Source organism: Mesorhizobium sp. M1307 (genome assembly GCF_040318155.1).
Lineage (GTDB): Bacteria > Pseudomonadota > Alphaproteobacteria > Rhizobiales > Rhizobiaceae > Mesorhizobium.
In genome coordinates this window covers 637,420-662,370 of record NZ_JAMYLR010000001.1, presented here as the reverse complement: position 1 = coordinate 662,370, position 24,951 = coordinate 637,420, and the positions used below count along the sequence as shown (strand labels likewise).

Here is a 24,951-nt window from a genome sequence, read left to right as displayed (position 1 = left end):
TTTCGCCCCAGCAAACTTCGCGAGGAATACCATGCTCAAAGGAATCAATCCGCTGCTCAATGCCGATGTGCTGCAGGCGCTGCGGGCGATGGGCCACGGTGACGATCTGATTATCGCCGACACCAATTTCCCGTCCGATTCGGTGGCGCGCCAGACCGTGCTTGGCCGGCTGCTGCGCATCGATGCGTCGGCGGCCGACGTGGTCAAGGCGGTACTGTCGCTCTATCCGCTGGACAGCTTCGTCGACGACGCGGCCGCGCGCATGGAGATTGTCGGCAAGCCGGACGACATTCCCGCCGTGCAGCAGGAAGTGCAAAAAGAGATCGATGCCGCCGAGGGCAAGGCCTGGCCGATGATCTCGGTCGAGCGCTACGCCTTCTACGAACGCGCCAAGAAGGCCTATTGCGTCATCCAGACCGGCGAGCGCCGCTTCTATGGCTGTTTTGCGTTCCGCAAGGGCGTCGTGCCACCGGATGCGGAGTAGCGGCATGCCGGCGAAACCGATCGTCATGAAGCCGGTTGTCATATTGGGCGTCTTCGTCGCCGATACGGCCTACCGCGCCGCCCGCCAGCCGCGCATGGGCGAGACGATCCTGGGCACGTCCTTCACGCTCGGCCCCGGCGGCAAGGGCTCGAACCAGGCGGTGGCAGCCGGCCGGCTCGGCGCCGATGTCACCTTCCTTACCCGCCTCGGCGTCGATCCCTTTGCCGATATGGCGAAACAGACCTGGTCGCACGCCGGCGTGAAGAGCGCCGTCATCGACACGCCGGAAAGCTACACCGGTGCCGCCTATATCTTCATCGAGGAGACGAGCGGCAACAACGCGATCATCGTCAGCCCTGGTGCGGCGATGCTGATCTCGCCCGCCGATATCGAGGCAAATGCCGGCTTGATCCGCGCGGCCGGCGTTTTCGTCACCCAGCTCGAACAGCCGATCGAGGCGGCGCTGCGGGCGCTGGAGATCGCGCGCGGGGTAGGGGTGACCACCATCCTCAACCCGGCGCCGGCGGCCAGGCTTCCGGACCGTATCTACACGCTTTGCGACTATGTCACGCCGAACGAGACTGAGGCCGAGGAACTGACCGGCATCAAGGTATCCTCCATCGATGATGCCCGCCGTGCCGCCGACAGCCTGCTTGAGAAGGGCGCTGGGGCAGTCATCGTGACGCTTGGCGAAAACGGTGCGCTGCTGCACACGGCCGATCGTTCCGAGCATGTCGCAGCGGTCGCCGCCGGCCCGGTGGTCGAGACCACAGGCGCTGGCGACGCCTTCAACGGCGGCCTGGCTGCCGCGCTGTCGAGGGGGATCGAACCTCTGGAAGCGGTGCGCTTCGCCTGCGCCGTCGCAGGCATCTCGGTGACGCGCCCGGGCACCGCGCCGTCCATGCCGACGCTGCAGGAGGTCGAGGCGCTGCTCGCCGAGGGGTGAAGCCCGGCACTGCGGGATGAGACTGTAAGCGGGAGCGAATGGGTTAGACCCGACTCTTGTCCGAGAAGCTATTGTTTTCTTGCTTGACCACAAACAGGCGGGCAGGTCGATGGATGAGGATCAATGCCAGAATTCGAAAGGAATGGACCTGGACTGGGTCACGAAAGAAGATGATTTTTGACAAATCAACGTCGACATTTCTCCGGCATCAAGGGGACGTGACCCCAAAGGAGAAATGGCGCGAGTGACGGGGCTCGAACCCGCGACCTCCGGCGTGACAGGCCGGCACTCTAACCAACTGAGCTACACCCGCGCATGGACGAGCACGTGTCAGCCGTGTTCGTCGTTGGGGCGGTGGATAAGGGGTAAGCCACCGGGTGTCAAGCGGACCCGGACAGCATAACGGCAAACAGGAGAAGGTTTTTTGATAAGCCGAACTTTGTTGCCGAAACCGGCTCCCGGCCAAGCCACTCGCCGCTCATTTGGCCTTGCGAAGCCGATCCTAACTGCTTAAAGGTCCGGCCCGGGGCGGGCGATTAGCTCAGTTGGTAGAGCGCTTCGTTTACACCGAAGATGTCGGCGGTTCGAGCCCGTCATCGCCCACCATTTTCCTCGATGTGTTCAGTTTGGGCTACACCGCTCAAGCTGATCGCCCAGGTGAGACGCATCCGACCGCTGTGCTACTCGGACTTTGGTCTGATTCAAACTGTCTTTCCGCAGGGACTTAAGTCTGATCTGCTTGCCTCTCATGAGGGAAACGATTGCCGAAAGCTACAACTTGCAGTATCTCAATTGCGTATGGGCATGGGCGGGAGCGAAAATATTCCTGGATGGCTTGCGAGTCATCTTCCGGACGATCCCGTGATCGCAGGAGATCTCGCGGATAAGATATCGAAGGAAGCTGAAAAAAACCGGCTTCCAGGCGAACGGGTTGTGAAGACAACCCGTAACGAAGAAGACACCTTCAAGAAAGAACAAGTCGAAGCTTATCCCGACGCCGCGGTTGCAGGAGTCTTTGCCAGCGGTTCATTCCTCGCCCTGTTGGTATTAGCCATTTATCTGCTTTATGTGCTCTCGATTGTGGCCGGGGGAACGGTCGCGGATGTTCCCCTGCCGCCCATACTGAACTAGTAGACGCTCCGCCAACACTCGGATTAGCCCCGCACCGTGTTGATGCTGGTGACTTTCGTGTCTGCGGTGGAGCACGCGACGAAGGTTTCGTTCCCGCGGCAAAGGTGTTCACGCGGGCAACTGGCTGCTGCAGAACGGCAGCATTGTACTTCCATAGGCCTCCCGGTTCTTTGCAACTTAGGCGATTGGCTTGTCGCAGATCAGCCTGCAATCGCCGGAGCGTGAGCAATCCGTTTCGCCACATAAACACAACGCTTTGATGAATCAGCGTCCTGCACCACCTCAAATCCAATCGCCTTGTAGAACCTTAGCGCACCATCGTTCTCCGGCATGACTTCGAGGTGGATGCCGGTCGAGCCGCTCGCGGCAAGCCCCTGCTCGAGGAAGGCCATCGCGCGCCGGCCGATGCCTTTCCCGCGCGCTTGCGGCAACAGGTCGATATGGCCATGCGACGGATAGGCGGTCAGCGCAGGCGGAACAGCGAAATCGGGATGATGGACCCGATGCCGCGCCCAGTCGCTGCCGCGCCAGCGCGAGCTGTCGGGTCCGGGGTCTGCCACGCGCCGCTGAAGATCGGGATACCAGTCTGATGCCAGGCTGGCATTGAAAGCGCCCGTACCGGCCGCGCCAAGCAGGTAGCCGGCCGCACCTGCGGGACTATCGATAATGAAGGCCAGCTCGGGTTCGAGCACCTGGTAGGGAATGGTGTAGAGGAGGCCGAGCAGGTCCGGGTCGTCCTCGCGGCCGCTGGCGTCCTTGCCGGCATCGCCGGTCTCGAGACAGATCATCGCAAGCGCTGCATGATCGGCGGTGGTCGCCCGGCGCAGGAAGAAACCGCCGCCGAAATCGAGGATCATGGCGGCAGCAGCCGGAAATCCTTGCCCTCGGGCAAAAGCTGTCCGCCGTCGACGATGATGGTCGTGCCCGTGATGTAGCTGGCATCGTCAGAGGCCAGGAACAGGAAGGCATTGGCCACGTCGCGCGGGCTGCCGAGGCGGCCGAGCGGGATGGCGTCTTCCATGTTCTTGATGAAGGCGGCCCCGCGATGCAGCTCTATGCCTTCGGTGAGGATGTTGCCGGGCTCGACGCCGTTGACTGTAATGCCATAGCCGGAGAATTCGAGCGCAGCCGAACGGATCAGGCCGTTGATGCCGGCCTTGGTCGCCGAATAATGGCCGTGGCCGGGGCTGGTGACATGCGGGCCGGTGATCGAGGAGGTGAACAGCATGCGGCCAAAGTGCTGTGCCTTCATCGGAACGAGCGCTGCGCGCGCTGCGATGAAGCTGCCACGCAAATTCACCGCCATGACCCGGTCCCAGTCGTCGGGACTGGTGTTTTCCAGCAATTGCCAGGGATAGATGCCGGCATTCTGCACCATGATGTCGAGCCGGTCGTGACGGTCGAGCGCCAGTGCAACAGCGGCCTGCGCATCGGCCATCTGCGAGATGTCGGTGCGTATGAAGGCGGCACCGAGCTCGTCCGCAGTCGCTTGCCCGGCCTCGGCCTCGGTGTCGGCGAGCACAAGCTTCGCGCCCTCTTCGGCAAAACGCTGTGCGATGCCCTTGCCGATGCCACGTGCGCTGCCGACGATCAGCGCGACTTTGTCTTCCAGACGGCCGGTCATGCCAGCCTCTGGCGGATGGTTTGCTTGAAGGCGTCGAGCAGCACCGCGGCGAGGACGAGCAGGCCATGGATCACCTGGGTGAAGTTGGCCGGCAGACCCATCAAATTGATCGCCGTATTGATGGCCGAAAGCAGCAGCACGCCGGCATAGACGCCGGGCAAGGTGCCGACGCCGCCCTTCAGGCTGACGCCGCCGATGACGACCGCGGCGAAGGCATTGAACAACAGGCCGACCCCGAGATTAGCTGTCGCGCCGGAGGTGCGGATCGCCAGCAGCCAGCCGGCAAGGCCGGCGATGGCGCCGGCGAGAACGAAGGCTATGACCAGGTTGCGGTTGACGCGGATGCCGGCGCGAAAGGTCGCCGTCTCGTTGCCGCCGATCATGACCAGGTGCCTGCCGAAGGGCGTCTTGGCCATGATCAGCGAGAACACCACGAAGCACGCAATGGCGATCCAGGCAGTCAGCGGCAGGCCGCCCAGACGCTGGATGCCGAACCAGCGGATTGCCGGCGCAAGGTCCTGCGCCGAGCGGCCGCCGGAGATGACCAGCACGAGGCCGCGCACCCAGATGTAGGAGGCCAGCGTGATGATGAAGGCGCTCATCTTCACCTTGACCACCAGGTAGCCGTTGATGGCGCCGATGAGGCCGCCGACGGCAAGCGCGATGAGCAGCGAAACGGGAACCATCAGCCATTGCGGCTGCAACTGGATGCCAAGGCCGATGCCCGACGAGCAGAACAGGATGCCGACCGCCATGGCGCTGAGCGCCGCCACCGATTCGACCGACAGGTCCATATGGCCGGCGATGATGACCAGCGCCAGGCCGATCGACATGACGCCGAGCACGCTCGAGGCCTCGATAATGTTGGCGAAGATGCCGAGCTGAAAATAGTTGGGGATGAGGATGGAAAAGACCACCAGCACGAAGACCAGCATGAACCAGACGAGATTGTCGAGGATGAACTCGAGGGTTTGGCGCGTGCGGGGGTTCATCTGCGGATCCGGTTGGCGCGTCAGCCCAAAAAACCACTCGGTTCTTCGGAAAGATCAGGCGCGGTTGAAAATTACTGCAGCATTCCCGTGCGCGTCCGTTCTAACGCGCACAGCTGCAGGGCTAAGGCTCCGGGCCTGTGGCCCGGAGCGTTTGGCGAGTTGCTATTCGACCGGCTTTATGGTTTCGGTCGGCGGCTTCATGTTGCCCCAGAAGGCCGGGTTATCGACATTTTCCTTGGTGATCGCAGCGCCGGGGATCTTGATGTTTGGCCCCCAGGCTTCCTTGGTCACGGTCGACTTCAGGCCGAGCACGTCGTATTCGCCGGGCTTGATCTCCTGCTTGTTGACCACCTTGTCCATGAACATGGCGACGGCCGCGGCCTGGGCGTAGAGCGGCTGCTCGACTTCGACGTTGAGCCAGCCCTTGCGGATCAGGTCGAGGCCGACCGGAGCGCCGTTCGAACTCATCAGCATGACGTCGCCCGGTTTTTTGCCGGCAGCCTCGAGCGAGGCGACGGCAGCGACCGAAAGATGCGCGGCATGGCTGAAGATCAGGTCGATGTCGGGATTGGCGAGCATCTGGTCGGCAACGATGGTGCCGGCGTTGCTGGCCTCCCATTGCATGGCCGGCAGCGAGATGATCTTGACGTCCGGGAACGCCTTCATCTTCTCCTCGAAACCCTTCTGGATATCGAGCGTGTAGGGGTCGCCCGGATCGCCGAGCACCTGCAGGATCTTGCCGTTCACCGAGCCGTTTTTCGCGGTCAGGAGCTTTTGCGCCTGATCGGCGGCGACGTAGCCGATCTCGACGGTTCCGGCCACCGAGGTAAAGTCGGACGGGGTCGAGGTGATCTGGCGGTCGAACTCGACGACCGGGATGCCGGCGGCACGGGCGGCCTCGATCGACGGTTTCAGCGCATTGAAATCGACGGCGGCTAGGATGATCGCCGACGGCTTCAGCGCGATGACGTCGTTCATCTGGGATTGCTGAGCGTCGGTCTTGTTGTCGGCGTTCAGCGTCTTCATCTCGTAGCCGACCTGCTTCAGGAACAATTCCAGCGCGCTCACCGAGCCGGTCTGGAACTCATCGAGCAATGTCGGCACCATGTAGTAGACGGTGCCCTTGGACTGGGCTAATGCCGGCGTGAGCGTGGCAAAGGCCAGTGCCAGGATACCGAAGACGGAAAGAAGTATTTTCTTCATGTCGTTCGCTCCTCTTGCGCCGGACCCCTCATATGTCCCTCAGCTTGCCGGTCCGGCACCGGCGAGCGTCTCTCCGGTGATCATTTTGATCACCGCGTCGGGACTTGTTTTGTTGCGTGCGACGTCGCCCGCCACGACGCCTTGCCGGATCACCACGATCCGGTCGGCGACCTGGAAGGCCTGTTGCATGATATGGGTGATGATGACGACGCCGATGCCCTGGCTCGCCACCTGGCGGATCATGTCGAGGCCGCGCCGCGTCTGTTCGACGCCGAGTGCCGCGAACGGCTCGTCGAGAAGCACCAGCTTGCCGCCAAAATGCACGAATCGGTTGAGCTCGATGGCCTGCCGCTGACCGCCCGAGAGGTGCTCGACATTGGTGCGAAGCGAGGGAATGCGGGTGCCGGCGCTGGCCAGCGCCTTTTGCACCACCTGCTCCATGGCGCGCTCGTCGAGCACCGGAATGCCGAGAACCTTCCTGGTGATCTCGCGGCCCATGAAGAAATTGGCGACCACGTCGACATTGGTGCAAAGCGACAGGTCCTGGTAGACCGTCTCGATCCCCGCGGCCTTGGCCTCGGCGGGGGATTTGGCGAGGAATTCCTTGCCTTCGAACAGCATGCGGCCGGAGGTCGGCTCCAGGCCGCCGGCAATGATCTTGACCAGCGTCGATTTGCCGGCGCCGTTGTCGCCAAGAAGCGCCACCACTTCGCCCTTGTCGATCGAAAAGCTGATGCCTTTCAGCGCTTCGATGGCGCCGTAATTCTTGGCGACGTTGTCGAGCACCAGCAGCGGTTCGCTCATGCCGCGATCCCTTTGTTATGCAAGAGATCTCGCCCGCGTTCGCGCTCGGCGGTGAAGATCTGGCCGAAGCGCGGCGAAAGCACCCCCGAAACGGCAAGCGCGGCGGCGCCGCGCAACACGGCATGCTGGCCGCCGCGCGCGACGCTGACGCGGGGCGTCGTGCGGTCGCTTCGCGCCGACACCGAGTTGGGCAGGTGCGCGGCCGCGCCGGCAAGCCTTTCGAGCAGGTCGGTGGAGGCAAGCCCGCCGAGGATGATGGTTTCGGGATCGAACAGGTTTTCGATGATGGTGACGGCGTTGCGGAAGATCGGCGCAATCTCGCTCACCCACTCGGCGTCGGCGATGTTGCGGCGCCGCAGCGCCTCGAGCGAGAGATACCGTTCGAGGCAGCCGCGATTGCCGCACGGGCAGGGCTCGCCGCCCGGCACCGCGGGAATGTGGCCGATTTCACCGGCGTTTCCCCAGGCGCCGCGCAATGCCGCCCCGTCATGCACCATGACGCCGCCGAGACCGACGCCGAAATAAAGATAGTAATACTCGGAATATGCCGTTCCGAGACCGTAGAGGCGCTCGCCGATAGCAGCCGCCGCCATATCGGTTTCGAAAAAGGCCGGCAGTCCGGTCGAGGCGGCCAGCCGCTCGCGCAGCGCCACATCCTTCCAGCCGGTCATGGTGGTCGGCCCGACAAAGCTCATGGACTCCACGCCGAACGGTCCGGGTAGCGCCATGCCGATGCCGAGAACGCGGCCACCGGGCCGCAATGCCGTCAATTCGAGCACCATGGCGCCGATCAGCTCGAAAGCGTGGTCGGGCGTTGCATTTGGAGCTTCGCGGTAGGTGCTCTCGATAACATCGCCGCTTAGGTTGATCAGGGCGGCATTGATGCCCAGCGGGGTGACGTGGATGCCGACGGCATAGCCGCCTTCCGGATTGATGCGCAGCGTTGCCGGTGGCAGGCCGCGCCCCTTGGGCTCTTCGCGCAGCGACAGCACGTAACCGTGCTCTTCCAGCTCGCGAACGATGGTCGACACCGTCTGCACGGTGAGTCCGACCCGCCTGGCAATATCGCCGCGGGCGATCGGCCCGTGAAGGCGGATGGATTCGAGCACGATCCGCCGGTTATACGGCCGCCCGAACTCCTGATTGGTCCCGCGCAATGCCATGCCTTGTGCCCCCGAGAGAGGCCAGACTGGCACTAAAGATTTATTCAGTCAAATGGAATTCAAAAATAATTCGCCTGTGGCCAAGGTCCTTCTAACGCCGGCGAATTCGTGCCCGCCGGCGGATGGGCCACCTTTCCAGTATGAAGCGACACCGGCTGGACGGGACGCCAGGCATGACCTTGGCCGGCATTCCGATCAGCGCCCTGAAGCCCATTTCGGAACCCGGCTGTGAGCCGGCCAGGGATCGGAGTTCGTTGCGCCTTTCCGTTGCAGGGAGCATACTTGCTCTCGTCGGTCTGCGGGAGGAGATGCGATGCCGAAGCTGACCCTCGACGGGATTGATCTCGGCTATGAGGTGCGGGGCGACGGGCCGCCGGTTCTGTTCGTCCACGGCAGCGTCACGAACGGCATGATGACATGGTCCGCGCAGCTACCGCTTGCGGAGCGCTGGAAGCTGGTTGTGGTCGACCGGCCCGGATACGGATCAAGTTCCCCTGCCGAACGCGAGGATTTCGTCGTCGACGCCAGACTGGTTGCCGGATTCCTCGATCGGACGCATGACCTCTGGGACGAAAGCCGCGTCCATCTGGTCGGGCATTCCTATGGCGGCGTCATCTCTCTTCTTGCAGCAGCGATGCGCCCGCGAGCAATCCGTTCGCTCACGGTGATCGAGCCGCCGGCCTTTGACCTTGCGCGCGGGGATGTTGCCGTCAACGAACTCGTGACGCGCCTGAAGACCCACTGGCAAAGCGGACCCCGCGACGATCCCGCGCTTTTCTTGCGCCAGTTCCTCCATCTGGTCGGCTCGGCGATACAATTGCCAGACCCGCTGCCGCCCCCACTCGCGCAAGGCGCGGCCATGCTCGTCGTCGAACGCGGGCCATGGGAGGCCGAAATTCCGCTTCGGCAACTTGCCGATGCGCCGTTCCCGAAACTGGTGGTATCCGGCGGGCACAGCGCAGCATTCGACGCCGTCTGCGATGTGCTCGAAAACGTGCTTGGTGCCGATCGTGCCGTGATCGTCGGCGCGGGGCACAGCGTTCAGCAGACCGGTGAGCCGTTCAACCGGCGGCTCGGCGCGTTCATGGCTGCTGCTGAGGGCTGAAGCGATCCATTCTTTATATTGCCAGGCGGGCGGTTGGCCGCGCGACAGGCTTCACGCCGAATGAATCGCCGGCTCTACAGATACCGCTCGACCTTCTTGCCGACCGTCAGAAACCGCAGCGGATCGATTGCCTCGCCGTTGTGGCGGACCTCGTAATGCAGATGCGGGCCGGTCGAGCGGCCGCTGTTGCCGGTCTTGCCGATGATGTCTCCGGCATCGAGCTTCTGGCCGACGGCGACGTCGATTTCGCTAAGATGCCCGTAACGCGTAACAAAACCGTTGCCGTGGTCGACCTCGATCATGCGGCCGTAGCCGCCGTTCCAGCCGGCCTTGACGACAACGCCGGCTGCCGTGACCTTGGCTGGCATACCGATCGGCGCCCTGAAATCCATGCCGGAATGCAAGGCGGCCGTGCCGAGGATGGGGTCGGTGCGCACGCCGAATGGGCTGGTAACGCTGCGGCCGGGGGCGGGGTTGGCGAGCGGCAGCCGGCGCGCTTCCTTTTTAAGATGATCCAGCGCGTCAAGAGCCTCGTCCAACTCCTTGACCTTGCTGTCGAAAACCAACGAGCTGTCGAGCGGTATCAGCGGCCCGCCGACGTCGCTCTTTTCGAATTCGCTATCGACCGGCAGGCCGGCGGCCTCGAGCGCCTGCGAGATCGCGTCGGCGCTCTTGTAGGCATTGTCGGCAAGTGTGGCGATGCGGGTGAGCTGCTGGCTCTCGATGGCCTTCAGCGAATTGTTGATCGAAACGAAGAGCTTGTCTGCCCGGTCGGCCGCGCTTTCGCTCGGTAGCGGATCGGCGCGGGTCGACCACAGCGAGAACGGCCTGGTGTCGTCAACGCCCACAGGAGCGGCAAGGGGGGCGGCAAGGCTGGCGACGGAATAGGCCGTCGGCTGGATGCTGCCGGTCGCGTCCGCATGTTCGTCCGGCTTTGCCGCCGGAACGGGCGGCGTTGCGACCTCGTTTTCGGCTCGTTCGAGGATCGGGCCGAGACGGCCGTGACGCAGGCTGAGCTGGCTCTGCCGTTCCAGCAGCTCGCTGACCTTGGTTTCCATCAGCTGCTGATCGAGTAGCTGGCGGCTAGTGATGCGGTCGACCTGGCTGCGCAGTGCCGAGATGCGGTCTTCGTAGGCCTGCTGCATGCGCGCCTGCCGCGCCGTCGTGGCGCCGATCAGATCGTCGCGCAGCACCAGATAGGAGGTCGCCAGCAGGTAGCCGATGACGATCGCCGCCAGCGCCGAGCCGCAAAATGCTGCAAGCCACGGGCGTATGGTGAAATGCCTTATCTGGTCGCCCCGGGCGATGATGACCGTGTGGGGCTCTTTGCGTCTGCCGAAGACCGCTGACTGACTGGCTACGTTCACGGGACCAAGCTTTCGTTACGACACCAACGACGAGCCTGATTACACATTATTAGGGTTAACAAAGTTTTGCCGGATCGAACGACAACCAAAGGTCTTCGCGCAAAACGGGCATCGAATTGCAGCGGCCTGGCGCAGATCTCAAAGGGCGTGAACCGCCTCCAGCACCTCTTCGGCGTGCCCCTTGACGCGGACGTTGCGCCAGATCCTGGCGATGCGTCCGTCCCGGCCTATCAGGAACGTCGCCCGCTCGACGCCCATATAGGTGCGGCCGTAGAGCTTCTTTTCCACCCACAAATGGTAAGCCTCGATCACTTTGCGCTCTTCGTCGGCGACAAGGTTGACGCTCAGATCGTATTTCGCCTTGAATTTGTCGTGTTTCTTGACGCTGTCCGGCGAGAGCCCGATGACGACAGCGCCGGCCTTTTCGAACTCCGGCTTCAACTGCGAAAAGCCGATCGCCTCGTTGGTGCAGCTTGTGGTGTCGTCCTGTGGGTAGAAATAGAGTACGATGGGTTTTCCCAGCAATACGGCGAGGCTGAGTGAACCGCCGCCGTCGCGCGGAAGATCGAACTGCGGCGCAACATCGCCCACGTCGAGGTCAGCCATACCGATGCCCTTGTTTGAGGTTACGCGCCAGGCTGCACCGATATAATGTCGAGCGGGGATTCGTCCACGATCGAATTCGTTTCAACGGAAGATTGCGTGGATCAGGAGCTACCGCAGCACGAGAAGATCAGGTTCAGGCGTGACGAGATCACCGACCTCGGAACCTTTCCGTCCGCGTGCCGCGTCCCGCCGCTCGGCCAGGCGTCGATCGGTCGCGGCGTCCGTTTGATGGCGCGGCTGTTTGCCGGCCTTGTCGCCCTTGTGCTGCTGGCTGCCGCCGGCGTCTACGCGATCGGCGTGTCCGGCTTCGGCTCGGAGCGGCTTCGCGCGGAAGCCGAAGCGGCAATCGAGAAATTGGCCGGCTTCGATGTCGACGTTGCCGTCGGGCCGGCACGGCTGACGCTTGACGGGTCGAGCTTCATTGCGCTGCAGGTCAGCGACGTCAGCCTCAAGACCGCCGACGGAAAACCGATGGCCGATGCCGGCCGGGTCCGCTTCGGCATCCGGCTGATCCCGTTGCTTTCGGGCGAGGTACGGCTGACCAGCGCCCGGATTTCCGACGCGCACATCGTCATGGCGGCAATGCCGTCCGGCGGCGACTGGGCGGCCGGGCTGCGCAACCAGGACGGCCTCATCGATCCGGAAAAACTTTCCGCCGCCGTCTTCGCCAACCTCAACCGCGCGCTCGATGCGGTGCGCGAGGATTCGGTGCGCCAGATCGATCTGCGCAACGTCGAGCTGGCACTGCCCGAGACCGGATCGGTCAAGTCGGTCACCATCGCCGACGCCTCCGTCTCGCAGTCGGGACCGGGAAGCATGGAGTTTTCATCCGACGCGGATGTCGACGGTAGGGCGCTTACCATCGCCGCTTCCGCCACCCGCGATCCGGCGACGCGACGCATCACCACGCTGGACGCCAGCATCCAGGCAGCGGACGCCGACACTGCGGCAGGCGGCAAATTGGGTGCGATCGCCTTGAAGCTGGCGGGGTCGGAAGGGACCGGCGACAACGGTTCGCGGCTGACCGCTGCCCTGTCACTGACCGGATCGGTGCTCGATCTCGGTTCGCGCGGCCTGCTTCCGGCCGACATCGATCTCGATGCAACACTCGTCGCCGGGTCGAACAAAATCCAGGTCGACAGTTTGCTGGTGAAAACCGGCCGCTCGACCTTCGATTTCGCCGGTTCGATCGGGCCGAAGCCGGCTACCGGCGCAGCGGGCGAGGAGCCATCCTATCGTTACGACCTGACCAGCGACGGTTCGACCCTGGCGCCTTCCGATTCGCCGGAGCCGGCACTCAGCTTCATTGCCCGTATCGCCGGCGTCTACCAGCCGACCAGCCAAAAGCTGGTCGCCGAGCAGATCGGCGTCCGGTCCGGACCGGGCAGCGAAGTGCTGGGCACGGCTTCGGTTTCATTCGTCGCCAACCAGGCGCCGGGCATATCGGTCGCGCTCAATGTCCACGACATGCCGGTCTCGCACGTCAAGCAATTATGGCCATGGTTTTCGGCGCGCAATGCCAGGCTGTGGGTGCTTAAGAACCTGTTCGGCGGCCGCGTCGTCGATGGCAGCCTGCAGTTCCAGGTCGTGCCCGGACGGCTCGGCAACGGCGTGCCGCTTTCCGCCGATGAAGTGTTCGGCCGATTCCAGGTCGAAGGATCGCGCTTCGACACGGCCGGCCGCATTCCGCCGATCCGCGATGCCGTTGGCGTCGTCGGCTTCCACGGCAACGACGTCGACGTCGCGCTGTCGTCGGGCAGCGTCTATATGCCGAGCGGCCGCACGGTGGCGGCGAGCAACAGCACGCTCACCGTCAAGGCGGCGAACCATCCGCCGGTGATCGGCGCGCTCGACATCGATGTCGCCGGCGAGGCGCCGGCAATCGCCGAGCTGGCATCCTTTGACCCGATCAATGCCATGCGCCATGTCGGCCTGCTGCCGGACGACCTGTCCGGCACGGTGACCGGCCACGTCAAGGCTGATATTCCGCTGCAGTCCGGTGTCGACTCGTCCAAACTCGATTGGCTGGTGGCGCTCGACTACAAGGACCTGTCGCTGGGCAAGCCGTTCGAGGGCCAGACAGTCAGCCATGCCGACGGCTCGATCACGGTCGCGCCCGACCGGGCGGTGATCTCGGCGAAGGCGCTGCTCAACGGCATTCCGGCCGAGCTCGACCTGATCGAGCCGCTCAGGGATGGCGGCCCGCCGCGCAGTCGTAAAGTGGCGCTGGTGCTCGACGACAAGACGCGCGCCACCGCCATGCCTGGCCTGTCGACGCTGCTTTCCGGAACCATCAAGGTGGCGATCGACAAGAGTGGCACCGGCAACCAGAACGTGTCGGCCGACCTGACCAATGCCAGGCTGGACATCCCCTGGGCCGGCTGGAGCAAGGGGCCTGGCATTCCCGCCAAGGTCGTCTTCGCCATGGCGAAGACCGGCGACACCACGACGCTCTCCAATTTCGAACTCGATGGCAAGACCTTTTCCATCGACGGCAGCGCGGTGCTGGTCAAGGGCGCCTTGTCCTCGGCCCGGTTCAGCAAGGTCACCTTGAACAGGGGCGACGACGTCGCCGTCTCGGTGAAGCGGTCGGGCAAGGCCTATGCGGTCGAGGTCAGCGGCAGCGCGCTGGACGCACGCTCGCTGATCAAGCAATTCACGTCCGATGTCGATACCGCCACCAAGACCACCGGCGTCGATGCGATCTCGGTCAGCGCCGACGTCAGCTCCCTGACCGGCTTCCACGACGAGGTGCTGTCGAATCTGAAACTCGACTACAGCGCCGCAGGGTCCCGGGTGAACGGGCTCAAGGTGAGCGCCACGGCAAGTTCGGGAGCCGCCATCACCATCAGCAACACGACCGGCGGCGGCCTGCGCACGCTCAACATGAAGTCGGCCGACGCCGGCGCCATACTGCGCTTCCTCAACATCTACGAGCATATGGAAGGCGGCTCGATCACGCTGGCGCTCACCGGCGCCGGCGACGGTCCGATGAAAGGCCAGGTCGACGCCAAGAACTTCTTTATCGTCAACGAGCCGAAGCTCGCCTCGATCGTGTCGACGACGCCGGCTGGCGACAACCGCAGCCTCAACGAGGCGGTCAAAGGCAATCTCGACACGTCGAGGGTGAAGTTCGAGCGCGGTTTCAGCGAGATCGATAAGGGCAGCGGCTATCTCAAGCTGCGCAACGGCGTGCTGCGCGGCTCGCGCATCGGCACCACCTTCCAGGGCACGCTCTACGACCAGAACAACAATATGGACATGACCGGCACGTTCATGCCGGCCTACGGCGTAAACCGCATCTTCGGCGAACTGCCGCTGATCGGCGCACTGCTCGGCAACGGCCGCGACCGCGGCCTGATCGGCGTCACCTACAGGCTCAAGGGCAACGCCAACAAGCCGAACCTGGAGGTAAATCCGCTATCGGTGATAGCGCCCGGGATTTTCCGGTCGATCTTCGAGTATCGCTGAGGCGGGTAGGGTAGGCGGGTGGCGCCAAAAAGGCCGGGTGAAGTGCTGTTCAGCGTAGCACCGCCTAGAGGTAACGGCATGGATCCTAGGGTCTCCGCGACGTCGCTTCGCTCCTGCTTCGCCCTAGGATGACGAAGCGAGGGGAGACTTCAGCCAATCTCGAAGGTCGCGTTTGCCATCGGCCGCCACGCGACCGCCTCGCTCTCCGACATCCGCGACTAGCCTTGAGCCACCATGCCTTCGTCATCCTAGGGCGCAGCAGGAGCGAAGCGACGTCGCGGAGACCCTAGGATCCATGCCGTTACAGTTGCCGAGGAATGCAGCGATCCATTGCTTGTGCCCGTCGCCGGCTCGGTCTCACCTGAGCCTCAGCAGAGGTCAGACCGGCCGTACCAGAATGACCTTCTTCTTTCCCAACTGAACTTTGAATGCTCCGGTGTTTTCGTACAGGTCGGTCCACAAGACAATTTCGTTCGGGTCGGTGACGACCCTGTCATTGATTCGTAGAGCACCTTCCGCCATCTTGCGCCGAGCTTCCGAATTGGACGGCACAAGTCCCGACGCGACGGCAATTGCTGCATTCGACCTGCCAAATTGCCATTTGTCATCCTGTCCTTTGTCGATGGTTACTGTCGGCAATGACTCGGTTGACTGACCTCTTTCGAAAAGCGCTTCTGCCGTCCTAGCTGCCTCCTCCGCCGCCTCGCGGCCATGCAGCATGGCGGTGATTTCGGTGGCGAGGATCTTCTTGGCTTCGTTGATCTCCGAGCCGCCGAGCCGTTCGAGGCGTGCGACTTCGGCGAGTGGCAGGGTCGTGTAGAGCTTCAGGAAACGGCCGACGTCGGCATCCTCGGTGTTGCGCCAGTATTGCCAGAACTCGTACGGGCTCAGCATCTCCGCATCGAGCCAGACCGCGCCCGAGGCCGACTTGCCCATCTTGGCGCCTGAGGAGGTGGTGAGCAGCGGCGTCGTCAGCGCATAAAGCTGCGCGCCTTCCATGCGATGGCCGAGATCGATGCCGTTGACGATGTTGCCCCACTGGTCGGAGCCGCCCATCTGCAACCGGCAGCCGAGGCGCTTGTAGAGCTCGACGAAGTCGTAGGCCTGCAGGATCATGTAGTTGAATTCGAGGAACGACAGCGACTGCTCGCGATCCAGCCGGAGCTTGACCGAATCGAAGGCCAGCATGCGGTTAACCGAAAAATGCCGGCCGACATCGCGCAGGAAATTGACGTAGTTGATGTCCATCAGCCAGTCGGCATTGTTGATCATGACGGCGTCGTTCGGGCCGCTGCCAAATTTGAGGTAGGGTGTGAAGTTGCGGCGGATGCCGGCGAGATTGTCCTCGATGTCCTGCGGCGTCAAAAGCTTGCGCGCCTCGTCCTTGAACGACGGATCGCCGATCATCGAGGTGCCGCCGCCCATCAGCGCGATCGGCCGGTGGCCGGTCTGCTGCAGCCAGTAAAGCATCATGATCTGGATCAGCGACCCGGCATGCAGGCTCCTGGCGGTGGCGTCGAAGCCGATATAGGCGCTCACCGTTTCCGTGGCGAAAAGCTGGTCGAGGCCGGCATCGTCGGAGGTCTGGTGGATGAAACCGCGCTCGCCCATCGTGCGCAGGAAATCGGATTTGAAGGCGGACATTTTCTTTCCCGAAAAGCTTCCGGCCGAATGCGGCTCGGCTATGCATGAAGGCGGGCGTTTAGCACTCAAGCGCGATCAGCAAAAGTGGAATCCGGTTTTGCGACACCCTCTTGCCTTCTCCCCTTGTGGGTGGATTGGCGCGCAGCGCCAAGACGGTTGAGGGGTGTTGGACGGAGTGCCGTCGTTGCCAAGCTGGAACACCCCTCATCCGACCGCGCTTCGCGCGGCCACCTTCTCCCACAAGGGGAGAAGGGACAACCCCAAGCGTGCGGCCTGCTTGCGTCATCGTTTCGGCTGGCGTAATGAGGCGCCGCCAACGGGTCTCATCCGCTGGACCGCACGGCATCGATCGAATGCCATATCCTATGACAGAGTCGAGATGCCGGAGATATCCATCGTCATTCCTTGCCGGAACGAGGCGGCGAACCTGCCGCTTCTGCTCGACGAGATCGGCACCGCCATGGCCGGGCGCGACTTCGAGGTCATCGTCGTCGACGACGGCTCGACCGACGAAACGCCTTCGGTGCTTGCCGCAGAGGCAGCGCTTCGCCGGTTTCCGCTGCGCCATCTCAGGCATGAAAAATCCGCCGGCCAGTCGCTCTCGGTGCGCTCGGGCGCCTGGGCGGCGCGCGGCGATATCGTCGCCACCATCGACGGCGACGGCCAGAACGACCCCGGTTATATCCCAGTGTTGATCGACGCGTTGCGGCAGGCTGGTCCCGAAGTCGGGGCCGCGCAGGGACAGCGTCTGAAGCGCCGCGACAGCAAGATCAAGCAACTGGCGTCGCGTTTCGCCAACGGGCTGAGAAAAGCCATCCTGCACGACGAGACGCGGGATACCGGCTGCGGCCTCAAGGCGATCTACACCGACATTTTGCGGAAATTGCCGTTCTTCGACGGCACCCACCGCTTTGTTCCGGCGCTGGTCATCCAGGAGGGCTACCGCGTCGTCCATTGCGATGTCGTCGACCGCTCCCGCCGTCACGGCAAATCGAATTACGGCATCTTCGATCGCGGCCTGCAGGGCGTGCTCGATCTTGCCGGCGTCTGGTGGCTGCGCCGCAGGCGCCGCAGAATGCCCAAAGTAGAGGAAATCAGGCATGGGTAACGTGCTTCAGGAATTGGCGACCTGGCTTCACGATGTTTTCGTCAAGCAATTCGATGCCTGGGTTCTGCTTGGCTTCGTCGCCCAGTTCTTCTTCACCATGCGCTTTCTGGTGCAGTGGGTGGCGTCGGAAAAGGCCAAGCGCAGCGTCGTGCCGATCGCCTTCTGGTTCTTTTCGCTGTTCGGCGGCGGCCTGCTGCTGGTCTACGCCATCCAGCGTCAGGATCCGGTGTTCATCGCCGGCCAGGCCATGGGCCTGCTGATCTATATCCGCAATCTCTGGCTGATCGCCAACGAGCGCAAGGCGGCGATGACCAAGGTCGATTGAGCCCGCCACCGGCCTGAACCGGTCGAGCAAGCAATCCAGATTACTTGCCGTCCAGCCCGCCGTAGGATCTTACCAGCCGGACCATGTCGGCCGAATCGGCAGTCTCGCTCTCGAGCCCCTCGGCGACACCGACGCGGTCGGCGGCCGGGCGGTTCTGGCTGACTTTCCATTTGCCGCTGATTGCGGTGATTTCGATCTCCAGGCCGACGATGCCCTTGATCTGTGACTGGATGAAGGGTGCCGGCGCGTCGGTTACCGCCCATGGCGCCGCGCGGCTGCCCTCCTGCGACATCGTCAGATCCGAAATCTGCTCGGCCAGCCAATCCTGGTCTTCGATCACCGTGACGCTGCCGCGCACCTGGACGATGGCGTAGTTCCAGGTCGGTACCACCTTGCCGGTTTCACGCTTGGTCTCGTACCAGGACGGCGTCACATAGGCATCGGCGCCCTGGAAGACGACCAGTACCGGCGCCAGGGGATTGTCGGCCAAAAGCCGCCATTGCGGATTGGCCTTGGCCAAATGGGCGCGCAGCCTGCCGTTCGGCGGCACATCCGCGTCTAGAAGAAAAGGAATCGCGTTGGCGACCGGCCCCTCGGCGCCGTTCGAGACCAGCAGGCCAAGCGGATGCGCCCGGATCAGCCCGTGCAGGACGTCCGGCCGTGTTTCCTGGAAGTGAGGCGGTTGGTACATCGCCGATTATCTCAGCCGCTTCGGCCGTGGGTCGGACAGTTCCCCGGCCAGCCGGCGATCGAGATAGTCCGCGCATTCCTCGATCAGAAGCTCAGCATGGTTGGCAAAGAAATGGTTGGCGCCGGGCAAGGTCTTCTGGGTGATGGTAATGCCCTTTTGCGTGTGCAGCTTGTCGACCAGGCCCTGCACGTCCTTGGGCGGCGCGACCTTGTCGGCGTCGCCGTGGATGATCAGGCCGGACGACGGGCATGGCGCCAGGAACGAGAAATCATAGGTATTGGGCTGCGGCGCGACCGAGATGAAGCCCTCGATCTCCGGCCGGCGCATCAGAAGCTGCATGCCGATCCACGAGCCGAACGAATAGCCGGCAACCCAGCAACTCTTGGAATCCGGATGCAGCGACTGCACCCAGTCGAGCGCCGCGGCGGCGTCGGACAATTCGCCGGTGCCGTGGTCGAACTCGCCCTGGCTGCGGCCGATGCCGCGGAAATTGAAGCGCAGCGTGGTGAAATTGCGCTTTTGGAACATGTAGAAGAGGTCGTAGACGATCTTGTTGTTCATCGTCCCGCCGAACTGGGGGTGCGGGTGCAGGACGATGGCAATCGGCGCGCTCTTTTCCTTCGAGGGCTGATAGCGACCCTCCAGACGGCCGGCAGGACCGGTGAAAATGACCTCAGGCATGAAATACTCCACTTGGCATAAATTGCGCGGCGCCCGGAACAACTTTTCCTCTGGCCTTGACGCAGGGCGAGCGTCTTTCTAGAAGCTAGTTTAGAATTGTTCAAAACTGGGCGGCCAAAAATTGTGGCTCGGCCACCCGCGCCGCAAGCCGCGTAAATAGGACGTCTTGCCTTGCAATTTCAAGGAAATAACGCGCTATCTTCGCGGAACGGCTTTTGAAGGGACCAGTTGGACGGAAATGGCCGGAGCACGCGCCTACCTCGACTACAACGCCAGCGCGCCGCTGCTTGCCTCGGCGCGCGCGGCGGTGGTGGCTGCGCTCGACGTTGCCGCCAACCCGTCCTCGGTTCATGCCGAGGGCCGCGCTGCACGGCGGCTGATCGAGGACGCCAGGCGCGACGTGGCGCGACTGGTCAACGCCAGGGCCGAGCATGTCGTATTCACCTCCGGCGCGACGGAAGCGGCCTCGACGCTGCTGACGCCGGACTGGCAAATGGGGCGCGGCGCTGTCCGTATGAGCCGGCTCTATGTGTCCGAGGCCGATCATCCTTGCCTGCTGAACGGCGGGCGTTTCCCAGCGGCGCAGGTGACACGGATCGGCGTCGACACCGACGGCGTCGTCAGGCTCGACGTTTTGGCCGAGGCTCTCGCCCAGCATGACAAGGCCGAAGGCTTGCCGCTGGTGGCGATACACGCCGCCAACAACGAGACCGGCGTGATCCAGCCGGTTGGCCGCATTGCCGAAATCGTCAAGGCGGCGGGTGGCATCCTGATTATCGATGCGGTGCAGGCGGCCGGCCGCATTCCGCTCGATATGTCAGCGGGTTACGGTGATTATCTGTTTCTTTCCTCGCACAAGATCGGCGGCCCCAAGGGCGTCGGCGCCATGGTCGCGGCTTCGGACCTGATGATGCCAAGACCGCTGGTCAGCGGCGGTGGCCAGGAAAAAGGCCATCGCGGCGGCACCGAAAACCTGGCGGCGATCGCCGGGTTTGGCGCGGCGGCGCGCGAGGCGTCTGCCGGCTTGCAAACGATCGAAACGGTGCGGCAGCGTCGCGACGAAATCGAGGCGATCGTGAAAACGCTTGTTCCGGACGCCGAAATCTTCGGGACCGGCGCGCCAAGGCTTGCCAATACGACATTCTTCGCTATTGCCGGCATCAAGGCCGAGACGGCGCAGATTGCCTTCGACCTGGCCGGTGTGGCGCTGTCGGCTGGATCGGCCTGTTCGTCGGGCAAAGTAGGGCCGAGTCACGTGCTGAAAGCCATGGGTTATGGCGACAGCCTCGGCGCGTTGCGCGTGTCCATCGGCCACGCGACCAGCGCTGAAGACATTGAGCTGTTCCGTTCGGCGCTGGCGACGATCGTCGCGCGCCAAGCCGGTAAGGAAAAGGCAAGCAGGGAACGAGCCGCCTGAGCGCGGCAGACGAAATGTAGGGCCTTGCGGCCTGGTAGAGCCGTGCGTTCGAATTTGGCCGGGTGAATTTCTGGCATGAACGCACTATATGAAACTTACGCCGCCTCGGGTGCCTGATGGGTGCTCGTTTGCGGTGCCATAGTTTGAAAACTGCCGGGCCTTGACCCCGGCGTGGATGGAGAACGCTGATGCCTGCTGTGCAGGAGACGATCGATCGAGTTCGAAAGATCGATGTCGACCAGTATAAATACGGATTCCAGACCGAAATCGCGATGGACAAGGCCCCCAAGGGCCTGAGCGAAGACATTATCCGCTTCATTTCGGCGAAGAAGGACGAGCCGTCCTGGATGCTGGAATGGCGCCTGGAAGCCTATCGCCGCTGGCTGACGCTGGACGAGCCGAAATGGGCGCGCGTCCACTATCCCAAAATCGATTTCCAGGACCTCCACTATTACGCCGCGCCCAAGAGCACGCCGGGGCCGACTTCGCTCAGCGAGGTCGATCCCGAACTGCTGAAGGTCTATGAGAAGCTCGGCATTCCGCTCAGGGAACAGGAAATCCTCGCCGGCGTGCAGAAGACCGATGCCTCGGAGCTCGAGGAAGCCAGCGACAACGTCTACAAGTCGGGCCGCGTCGCCGTCGATGCGGTGTTCGATTCCGTCTCCGTCGTCACGACTTTCAAGAAGGAGCTGGCGCAGGCCGGCGTCATCTTCTGCTCGATCTCGGAAGCGATCCGCGAGCATCCGGAACTGGTGAAGAAATATCTCGGTTCTGTCGTGCCGACCTCCGACAATTTCTACGCAACGCTGAATTCGGCCGTGTTCACCGACGGTTCGTTCGTCTTCGTGCCCAAGGGCGTGCGCTGCCCGATGGAATTGTCGACCTATTTCCGCATGAACGAGAAGAATACCGGCCAGTTCGAGCGCACGCTGATCATCGCCGAGGAGGGGGCTTACGTCTCCTATCTCGAAGGCTGCACGGCGCCGCAGCGCGACGAGAACCAGCTTCACGCCGCGGTGGTCGAACTGATCGCGCTCGACGATGCCGAGATCAAATATTCGACGGTGCAGAACTGGTATCCCGGCGACGCCGAGGGCAAGGGCGGCATCTATAATTTCGTCACCAAGCGCGGCGACTGCCGTGGCCATCGCTCGAAGATTTCGTGGACGCAGGTCGAGACCGGCTCGGCCATCACCTGGAAATATCCGAGCTGCATCCTGCGCGGCGACGATTCCAGCGGCGAGTTCTATTCGATCGCCGTCTCGAACGGCTACCAGCAGGTCGACAGCGGCACCAAGATGATCCATCTCGGCAAGAACACGTCGAGCCGCATCATCTCCAAGGGCATCGCCGCCGGCTACTCGCAGAACACCTATCGCGGCCAGGTCTCGGCGCACCGCAAGGCAACCAACGCCCGCAACTTCACCAATTGCGACTCGCTGCTGATCGGCGATCAGTGCGGCGCACACACCGTGCCCTACATGGAAGCCAAGAATTCGACCGCGCAGTTCGAGCACGAGGCCACCACCTCGAAGATTTCAGAGGACCAGAAGTTCTACGTCATGCAGCGCGGCATCCCCGAAGAAGAGGCGATCGCGCTGATCGTCAACGGCTTCGTCAAGGACGTCATCCAGCAGCTGCCGATGGAATTCGCCGTCGAGGCGCAGAAGCTGATCGGGATCAGCCTTGAGGGGAGCGTAGGGTAGTAACGTCGCCATGAACCTTGTTGACAGAGACGTATCCCCACATACCGACGCGCAGGAGTTTGTGCGCGAACAGAATGCTCGTGGGGAAGACCCGATTAAGACGATCAAGGAGATTCGCGGACGGTATGGGCTCGAACTCCAGCCGGCTCGTGATTTGGTCGTGACATCTGACGAAGTTGAAAAATTTCTTAGCAGTCAGCGGGCGTCGGGCGTTTCGCGTTTGGACGCGCGGCGTTCGGTAAAACGTCGGTTCGGCTGCGGCGGGAAGGAAGCGCTCGGCTTTATTGACGGGTCCGGCCTCTGGTCTGAGGAGGGCACGAGTCCATGAAGGCGAGATTGACGTAACACATTCATTCAGCGGCTAACGCCACGATCCAATACGACTGAAAGACTGCAAAAAATGCTTGAGATAAAAAACCTCCATGCCCGTATCGTCGACGACGGCACCGAGATCATTCGCGGCCTGAACCTGACGGTCAGGGCCGGCGAGGTCGCCGCCATCATGGGCCCGAACGGCTCGGGAAAATCGACGCTGTCCTATATCCTCGCCGGCCGCGAGGACTATGAGGTCACCGAGGGCGACATCCTCTATAACGGCCAGTCGATCCTCGACATGGATCCGGCCGAGCGCGCTACCGCCGGCATCTTTCTCGCTTTCCAGTATCCGATGGAAATACCGGGGGTGGCGACGATGGAATTCCTGAAAGTGGCGATGAACGAGCAGCGCAAGGCGCGTGGCGAGGAACCGCTGAAGATCCCGGAATTTCTCAAGCGCGTAAAGGAAGCTGCCGCCTCGCTCAACATGGACATGGCGATGCTGAAGCGGCCGCTCAATGTCGGCTTTTCCGGCGGCGAGAAGAAGCGCGCCGAGATCCTGCAGATGAAGCTGCTCGAGCCGAAGCTGTGTGTCCTCGACGAGACCGATTCCGGACTCGATATCGATGCGCTGAAGATCGTCGCGGACGGCGTCAACACGCTGCGCTCGCCGGATAGGGCCATTGTCGTCATAACCCACTACCAGCGCCTGCTCCAATACATCGTCCCGGATACGGTGCACGTGCTCTACAGGGGCCAGGTGATCAAGTCGGGCGACAAGTCGCTGGCGCTCGACCTCGAGGCCAATGGCTATGCCGGCGTGATCGGGCAAGCCGCGTGAGATGCAAGCGGGCCCGGAAGGCAAGCCAAACAAGGCGATACTGATGAATATGCACACGACACCCCAGCGGACATTAGCCGAAACGGCGCTGATCGACGCCTTCGGCGAGCGGCTGTCGCTGCTGCCCGGCGACGGCGCGGTGATGCTGAAGCGCGACGACGCCATCGAGGCGATCAAGGGCGGCCTGCCGACGCGGCGCATCGAATCCTGGCACTATACGGACCTGCGCCGGCTGCTGACCTCGGTGCCGGACTTCGATCCGGCAGCGGTCGCGAAAGCCATTGCGCCGATCGTCGAAGGCTCCTCGGTTTTGCCGGTACTGAACGGCGTTTCGAGCGCGAAATGGGCTGCTGTCGAGGGCGTCACGGTACAGCGTCTATCGGAGAAGCTGACCGACGGCAGCATCGCCCCGGGGCTGGATTCCTATGGCAGCGACGATGCCATCGGCGCGCTCAACACCGCCTTTGTCGCCGACGGCTATTTCGTCGACATCGCCGACGGTGCCCAACTGGACAAGCCGCTCGAATTGCAGAATTTGCAGGCCGGTGGACAGACGCATGTACGCCTGGCCGTCCGTGTCGGTGCCGGCGCCAACGCTGTCATCGTCGAACGCCAGGCAGGCGAGGGGGCGGCGCTGGTCAGCTCGGTCAGCCAGCTTTTGCTTGGCGAGGGCGCCGAAGTGACATGGCTGGTCGTGCAGGAGCAGCCGGATACGGCAACGCATCTTGCCCAGTTCAAGGCGCATCTCGGCAAGAATTCGAAGCTGACGCTGTTCATCATGAATGCCGGCGGCAAGCTTGTCCGGCAGGAGGTCGTTGTGAAGACGACCGGCGAGGGCGCCGAATTCACCTTGCGCGGCATCAATCTGCTCGCCGGCGATACCCATACCGATGTCACTATGGTGCTCGACCACGCCGTACCGCACACAGCCTCGACCGAAGTCATCCGAAACGTGGTGACCGGCAAGGCGCGCGGCGTCTTCCAGGGCCGCATCAACGTCCACCAATATGCGCAGAAGACCAACGCCAAGATGGCCTGCAACACGCTGCTTCTGTCGGATGACGGCGAGTTCTCGACCAAGCCGGAGCTCGAAATCTTCGCCGACGACGTCGTCTGCGGCCATGGCGCGACCGTCACCGAGATCGACCACAGCCATCTGTTCTACCTGATGGCGCGCGGCATCGACGAGAAGACCGCGCGCGGCCTGCTGGTCAAGGCCTTCGTCGCCGAGGTGATCGAGGAACTGGACGACGAGGCCATCGTCGAGGCGCTGGAAGCGAGACTCGACAACTGGTTCGTGGCGCACGGGTAAAGGGGAAGGAACGCG

General features: G+C 63.0%; 23 protein-coding genes and 2 tRNA genes. 13 read left to right on the top strand and 12 right to left on the bottom strand.

The window, feature by feature from the left end; translation table 11 throughout:
• The first annotated feature begins 31 nt into the window (after positions 1-31).
• The gene (locus tag NKH16_RS03490) at positions 32-484 is read left to right on the top strand and encodes an RbsD/FucU family protein (RefSeq protein ID WP_352857699.1); all 453 of its coding nucleotides are present in this window, start codon (positions 32-34) and stop codon (positions 482-484) included.
• Positions 485-488: 4 nt separating this feature from the next.
• A complete protein-coding gene (rbsK, locus tag NKH16_RS03485) occupies positions 489-1,430 on the top strand; it encodes a ribokinase (RefSeq protein WP_352857701.1) in 942 nt (313 codons plus the stop codon).
• Positions 1,431-1,666: 236 nt separating this feature from the next.
• On the opposite strand, the gene NKH16_RS03480 is transcribed toward rbsK, so the two are convergent.
• Positions 1,667-1,743: transfer RNA gene (locus tag NKH16_RS03480), tRNA-Asp, on the bottom strand.
• 217 nt (positions 1,744-1,960) lie between these two features.
• On the opposite strand from NKH16_RS03480, the gene NKH16_RS03475 reads away from it, so the two are divergent.
• Both NKH16_RS03475 and NKH16_RS03470 read left to right on the top strand, forming a co-directional pair.
• Positions 1,961-2,036, top strand: a tRNA-Val gene (locus NKH16_RS03475).
• A gap of 51 nt (positions 2,037-2,087) precedes the next feature.
• The gene (locus tag NKH16_RS03470; RefSeq protein WP_352745746.1) at positions 2,088-2,561 is read left to right on the top strand and encodes a hypothetical protein; all 474 of its coding nucleotides are present in this window, start codon (positions 2,088-2,090) and stop codon (positions 2,559-2,561) included.
• A gap of 200 nt (positions 2,562-2,761) precedes the next feature.
• On the opposite strand, the gene NKH16_RS03465 is transcribed toward NKH16_RS03470, so the two are convergent.
• The 6 genes from NKH16_RS03465 to NKH16_RS03440 all read right to left on the bottom strand — a co-directional run bounded on the left by NKH16_RS03465 (position 2,762) and on the right by NKH16_RS03440 (position 8,347).
• Positions 2,762-3,418, bottom strand: a complete 657-nt coding sequence (locus NKH16_RS03465; protein ID WP_352898366.1) for a GNAT family N-acetyltransferase — start codon at positions 3,416-3,418, stop codon at positions 2,762-2,764.
• Complete coding sequence (locus NKH16_RS03460) at positions 3,415-4,185, bottom strand: SDR family oxidoreductase (protein WP_352745740.1); 771 nt, start codon at positions 4,183-4,185, stop codon at positions 3,415-3,417. The genes NKH16_RS03465 and NKH16_RS03460 overlap by 4 nt, the downstream gene beginning before the upstream one ends.
• On the bottom strand, positions 4,182-5,177 hold the full coding sequence (locus NKH16_RS03455) for an ABC transporter permease (protein ID WP_352449360.1): 996 nt from the start codon (positions 5,175-5,177) through the stop codon (positions 4,182-4,184). Before NKH16_RS03455 ends, NKH16_RS03460 begins: the two co-directional genes overlap by 4 nt.
• Before the next feature lie 162 nt (positions 5,178-5,339).
• Positions 5,340-6,380 carry a sugar ABC transporter substrate-binding protein gene (locus NKH16_RS03450; protein ID WP_352898363.1) on the bottom strand — a complete coding sequence of 347 codons (1,041 nt, stop codon included), beginning with the start codon at positions 6,378-6,380 and terminating at the stop codon, positions 5,340-5,342.
• A 39-nt stretch (positions 6,381-6,419) separates the two neighbouring features.
• Positions 6,420-7,184 (bottom strand): ATP-binding cassette domain-containing protein, encoded by a 765-nt coding sequence (locus NKH16_RS03445; RefSeq protein WP_352898362.1) that lies wholly within the window; start codon positions 7,182-7,184, stop codon positions 6,420-6,422.
• Positions 7,181-8,347, bottom strand: coding sequence for an ROK family transcriptional regulator (locus NKH16_RS03440; RefSeq protein ID WP_352619162.1), 1,167 nt, complete (start codon positions 8,345-8,347; stop codon positions 7,181-7,183). Before NKH16_RS03440 ends, NKH16_RS03445 begins: the two co-directional genes overlap by 4 nt.
• Positions 8,348-8,660: 313 nt before the next feature.
• On the opposite strand from NKH16_RS03440, the gene NKH16_RS03435 reads away from it, so the two are divergent.
• Complete coding sequence (locus NKH16_RS03435) at positions 8,661-9,452, top strand: alpha/beta fold hydrolase (RefSeq protein WP_352898360.1); 792 nt, start codon at positions 8,661-8,663, stop codon at positions 9,450-9,452.
• 74 nt (positions 9,453-9,526) lie between these two features.
• On the opposite strand, the gene NKH16_RS03430 is transcribed toward NKH16_RS03435, so the two are convergent.
• On the bottom strand, positions 9,527-10,819 hold the full coding sequence (locus NKH16_RS03430) for a M23 family metallopeptidase (protein WP_352898358.1): 1,293 nt from the start codon (positions 10,817-10,819) through the stop codon (positions 9,527-9,529).
• A gap of 138 nt (positions 10,820-10,957) precedes the next feature.
• A complete protein-coding gene (locus NKH16_RS03425) occupies positions 10,958-11,425 on the bottom strand; it encodes a peroxiredoxin (protein ID WP_352449369.1) in 468 nt (155 codons plus the stop codon).
• Positions 11,426-11,521: 96 nt separating this feature from the next.
• Here NKH16_RS03425 and NKH16_RS03420 point away from each other — a divergent pair, with 96 nt between their 5' ends.
• Positions 11,522-14,896, top strand: coding sequence for a hypothetical protein (locus NKH16_RS03420; protein ID WP_352898354.1), 3,375 nt, complete (start codon positions 11,522-11,524; stop codon positions 14,894-14,896).
• Positions 14,897-15,274: 378 nt separating this feature from the next.
• Here NKH16_RS03420 and tyrS read toward each other — a convergent pair whose 3' ends face one another.
• Entirely contained in the window at positions 15,275-16,540 is a 1,266-nt protein-coding gene (gene tyrS / locus NKH16_RS03415; protein ID WP_352745720.1) for a tyrosine--tRNA ligase, read from the bottom strand.
• A gap of 379 nt (positions 16,541-16,919) precedes the next feature.
• Here tyrS and NKH16_RS03410 point away from each other — a divergent pair, with 379 nt between their 5' ends.
• Together NKH16_RS03410 and NKH16_RS03405 are read left to right on the top strand one after the other, a co-directional pair.
• Positions 16,920-17,648: a glycosyltransferase family 2 protein gene (locus tag NKH16_RS03410; RefSeq protein WP_352449372.1), complete on the top strand. Its 729-nt coding sequence runs from the start codon at positions 16,920-16,922 to the stop codon at positions 17,646-17,648.
• Positions 17,641-17,973 carry a lipid-A-disaccharide synthase N-terminal domain-containing protein gene (locus NKH16_RS03405; RefSeq protein WP_023717355.1) on the top strand — a complete coding sequence of 111 codons (333 nt, stop codon included), beginning with the start codon at positions 17,641-17,643 and terminating at the stop codon, positions 17,971-17,973. Before NKH16_RS03410 ends, NKH16_RS03405 begins: the two co-directional genes overlap by 8 nt.
• 40 nt (positions 17,974-18,013) lie before the next feature.
• Here the strand turns inward: NKH16_RS03405 and NKH16_RS03400 are convergent, their stop codons facing one another.
• A complete protein-coding gene (locus NKH16_RS03400; RefSeq protein WP_352449373.1) occupies positions 18,014-18,664 on the bottom strand; it encodes an FMN-binding negative transcriptional regulator in 651 nt (216 codons plus the stop codon).
• A gap of 6 nt (positions 18,665-18,670) precedes the next feature.
• On the bottom strand, positions 18,671-19,345 hold the full coding sequence (locus NKH16_RS03395; protein ID WP_023674683.1) for an alpha/beta hydrolase: 675 nt from the start codon (positions 19,343-19,345) through the stop codon (positions 18,671-18,673).
• A gap of 238 nt (positions 19,346-19,583) precedes the next feature.
• On the opposite strand from NKH16_RS03395, the gene NKH16_RS03390 reads away from it, so the two are divergent.
• The 5 genes from NKH16_RS03390 (at position 19,584) to sufD (ending at position 24,936) form a co-directional block, all read left to right on the top strand.
• The gene (locus NKH16_RS03390; protein ID WP_352745717.1) at positions 19,584-20,762 is read left to right on the top strand and encodes a cysteine desulfurase family protein; all 1,179 of its coding nucleotides are present in this window, start codon (positions 19,584-19,586) and stop codon (positions 20,760-20,762) included.
• A 188-nt stretch (positions 20,763-20,950) separates the two neighbouring features.
• Positions 20,951-22,468: a Fe-S cluster assembly protein SufB gene (sufB, locus tag NKH16_RS03385; protein WP_352745715.1), complete on the top strand. Its 1,518-nt coding sequence runs from the start codon at positions 20,951-20,953 to the stop codon at positions 22,466-22,468.
• Between the two features lie 10 nt (positions 22,469-22,478).
• Positions 22,479-22,796 (top strand): hypothetical protein, encoded by a 318-nt coding sequence (locus tag NKH16_RS03380; RefSeq protein ID WP_352681965.1) that lies wholly within the window; start codon positions 22,479-22,481, stop codon positions 22,794-22,796.
• Positions 22,797-22,868: 72 nt separating this feature from the next.
• Positions 22,869-23,624, top strand: a complete 756-nt coding sequence (sufC, locus tag NKH16_RS03375) for a Fe-S cluster assembly ATPase SufC (RefSeq protein ID WP_352745713.1) — start codon at positions 22,869-22,871, stop codon at positions 23,622-23,624.
• A 43-nt stretch (positions 23,625-23,667) separates the two neighbouring features.
• The gene (gene sufD / locus NKH16_RS03370; protein WP_023674688.1) at positions 23,668-24,936 is read left to right on the top strand and encodes a Fe-S cluster assembly protein SufD; all 1,269 of its coding nucleotides are present in this window, start codon (positions 23,668-23,670) and stop codon (positions 24,934-24,936) included.
• Positions 24,937-24,951 lie beyond the last annotated feature (15 nt).

Coding starts and splice junctions, on each gene's coding strand:
- NKH16_RS03440 (WP_352619162.1), bottom strand. CDS start 8,347: ATGGCATTGCGCGGGACCAATCAGGAGTTCGGGCGGCCGTATAACCGG.
- sufD (WP_023674688.1), top strand. CDS start 23,668: ATGAATATGCACACGACACCCCAGCGGACATTAGCCGAAACGGCGCTG.
- tyrS (WP_352745720.1), bottom strand. CDS start 16,540: ATGTCCGCCTTCAAATCCGATTTCCTGCGCACGATGGGCGAGCGCGGT.
- NKH16_RS03380 (WP_352681965.1), top strand. CDS start 22,479: ATGAACCTTGTTGACAGAGACGTATCCCCACATACCGACGCGCAGGAG.
- NKH16_RS03450 (WP_352898363.1), bottom strand. CDS start 6,380: ATGAAGAAAATACTTCTTTCCGTCTTCGGTATCCTGGCACTGGCCTTT.
- NKH16_RS03465 (WP_352898366.1), bottom strand. CDS start 3,418: ATGATCCTCGATTTCGGCGGCGGTTTCTTCCTGCGCCGGGCGACCACC.
- NKH16_RS03490 (WP_352857699.1), top strand. CDS start 32: ATGCTCAAAGGAATCAATCCGCTGCTCAATGCCGATGTGCTGCAGGCG.
- NKH16_RS03435 (WP_352898360.1), top strand. CDS start 8,661: ATGCCGAAGCTGACCCTCGACGGGATTGATCTCGGCTATGAGGTGCGG.
- NKH16_RS03455 (WP_352449360.1), bottom strand. CDS start 5,177: ATGAACCCCCGCACGCGCCAAACCCTCGAGTTCATCCTCGACAATCTC.
- NKH16_RS03390 (WP_352745717.1), top strand. CDS start 19,584: ATGGCCGGAGCACGCGCCTACCTCGACTACAACGCCAGCGCGCCGCTG.
- NKH16_RS03445 (WP_352898362.1), bottom strand. CDS start 7,184: ATGAGCGAACCGCTGCTGGTGCTCGACAACGTCGCCAAGAATTACGGC.
- NKH16_RS03460 (WP_352745740.1), bottom strand. CDS start 4,185: ATGACCGGCCGTCTGGAAGACAAAGTCGCGCTGATCGTCGGCAGCGCA.
- sufB (WP_352745715.1), top strand. CDS start 20,951: ATGCCTGCTGTGCAGGAGACGATCGATCGAGTTCGAAAGATCGATGTC.
- NKH16_RS03400 (WP_352449373.1), bottom strand. CDS start 18,664: ATGTACCAACCGCCTCACTTCCAGGAAACACGGCCGGACGTCCTGCAC.
- sufC (WP_352745713.1), top strand. CDS start 22,869: ATGCTTGAGATAAAAAACCTCCATGCCCGTATCGTCGACGACGGCACC.
- NKH16_RS03410 (WP_352449372.1), top strand. CDS start 16,920: ATGCCGGAGATATCCATCGTCATTCCTTGCCGGAACGAGGCGGCGAAC.
- NKH16_RS03395 (WP_023674683.1), bottom strand. CDS start 19,345: ATGCCTGAGGTCATTTTCACCGGTCCTGCCGGCCGTCTGGAGGGTCGC.
- NKH16_RS03425 (WP_352449369.1), bottom strand. CDS start 11,425: ATGGCTGACCTCGACGTGGGCGATGTTGCGCCGCAGTTCGATCTTCCG.
- rbsK (WP_352857701.1), top strand. CDS start 489: ATGCCGGCGAAACCGATCGTCATGAAGCCGGTTGTCATATTGGGCGTC.
- NKH16_RS03405 (WP_023717355.1), top strand. CDS start 17,641: ATGGGTAACGTGCTTCAGGAATTGGCGACCTGGCTTCACGATGTTTTC.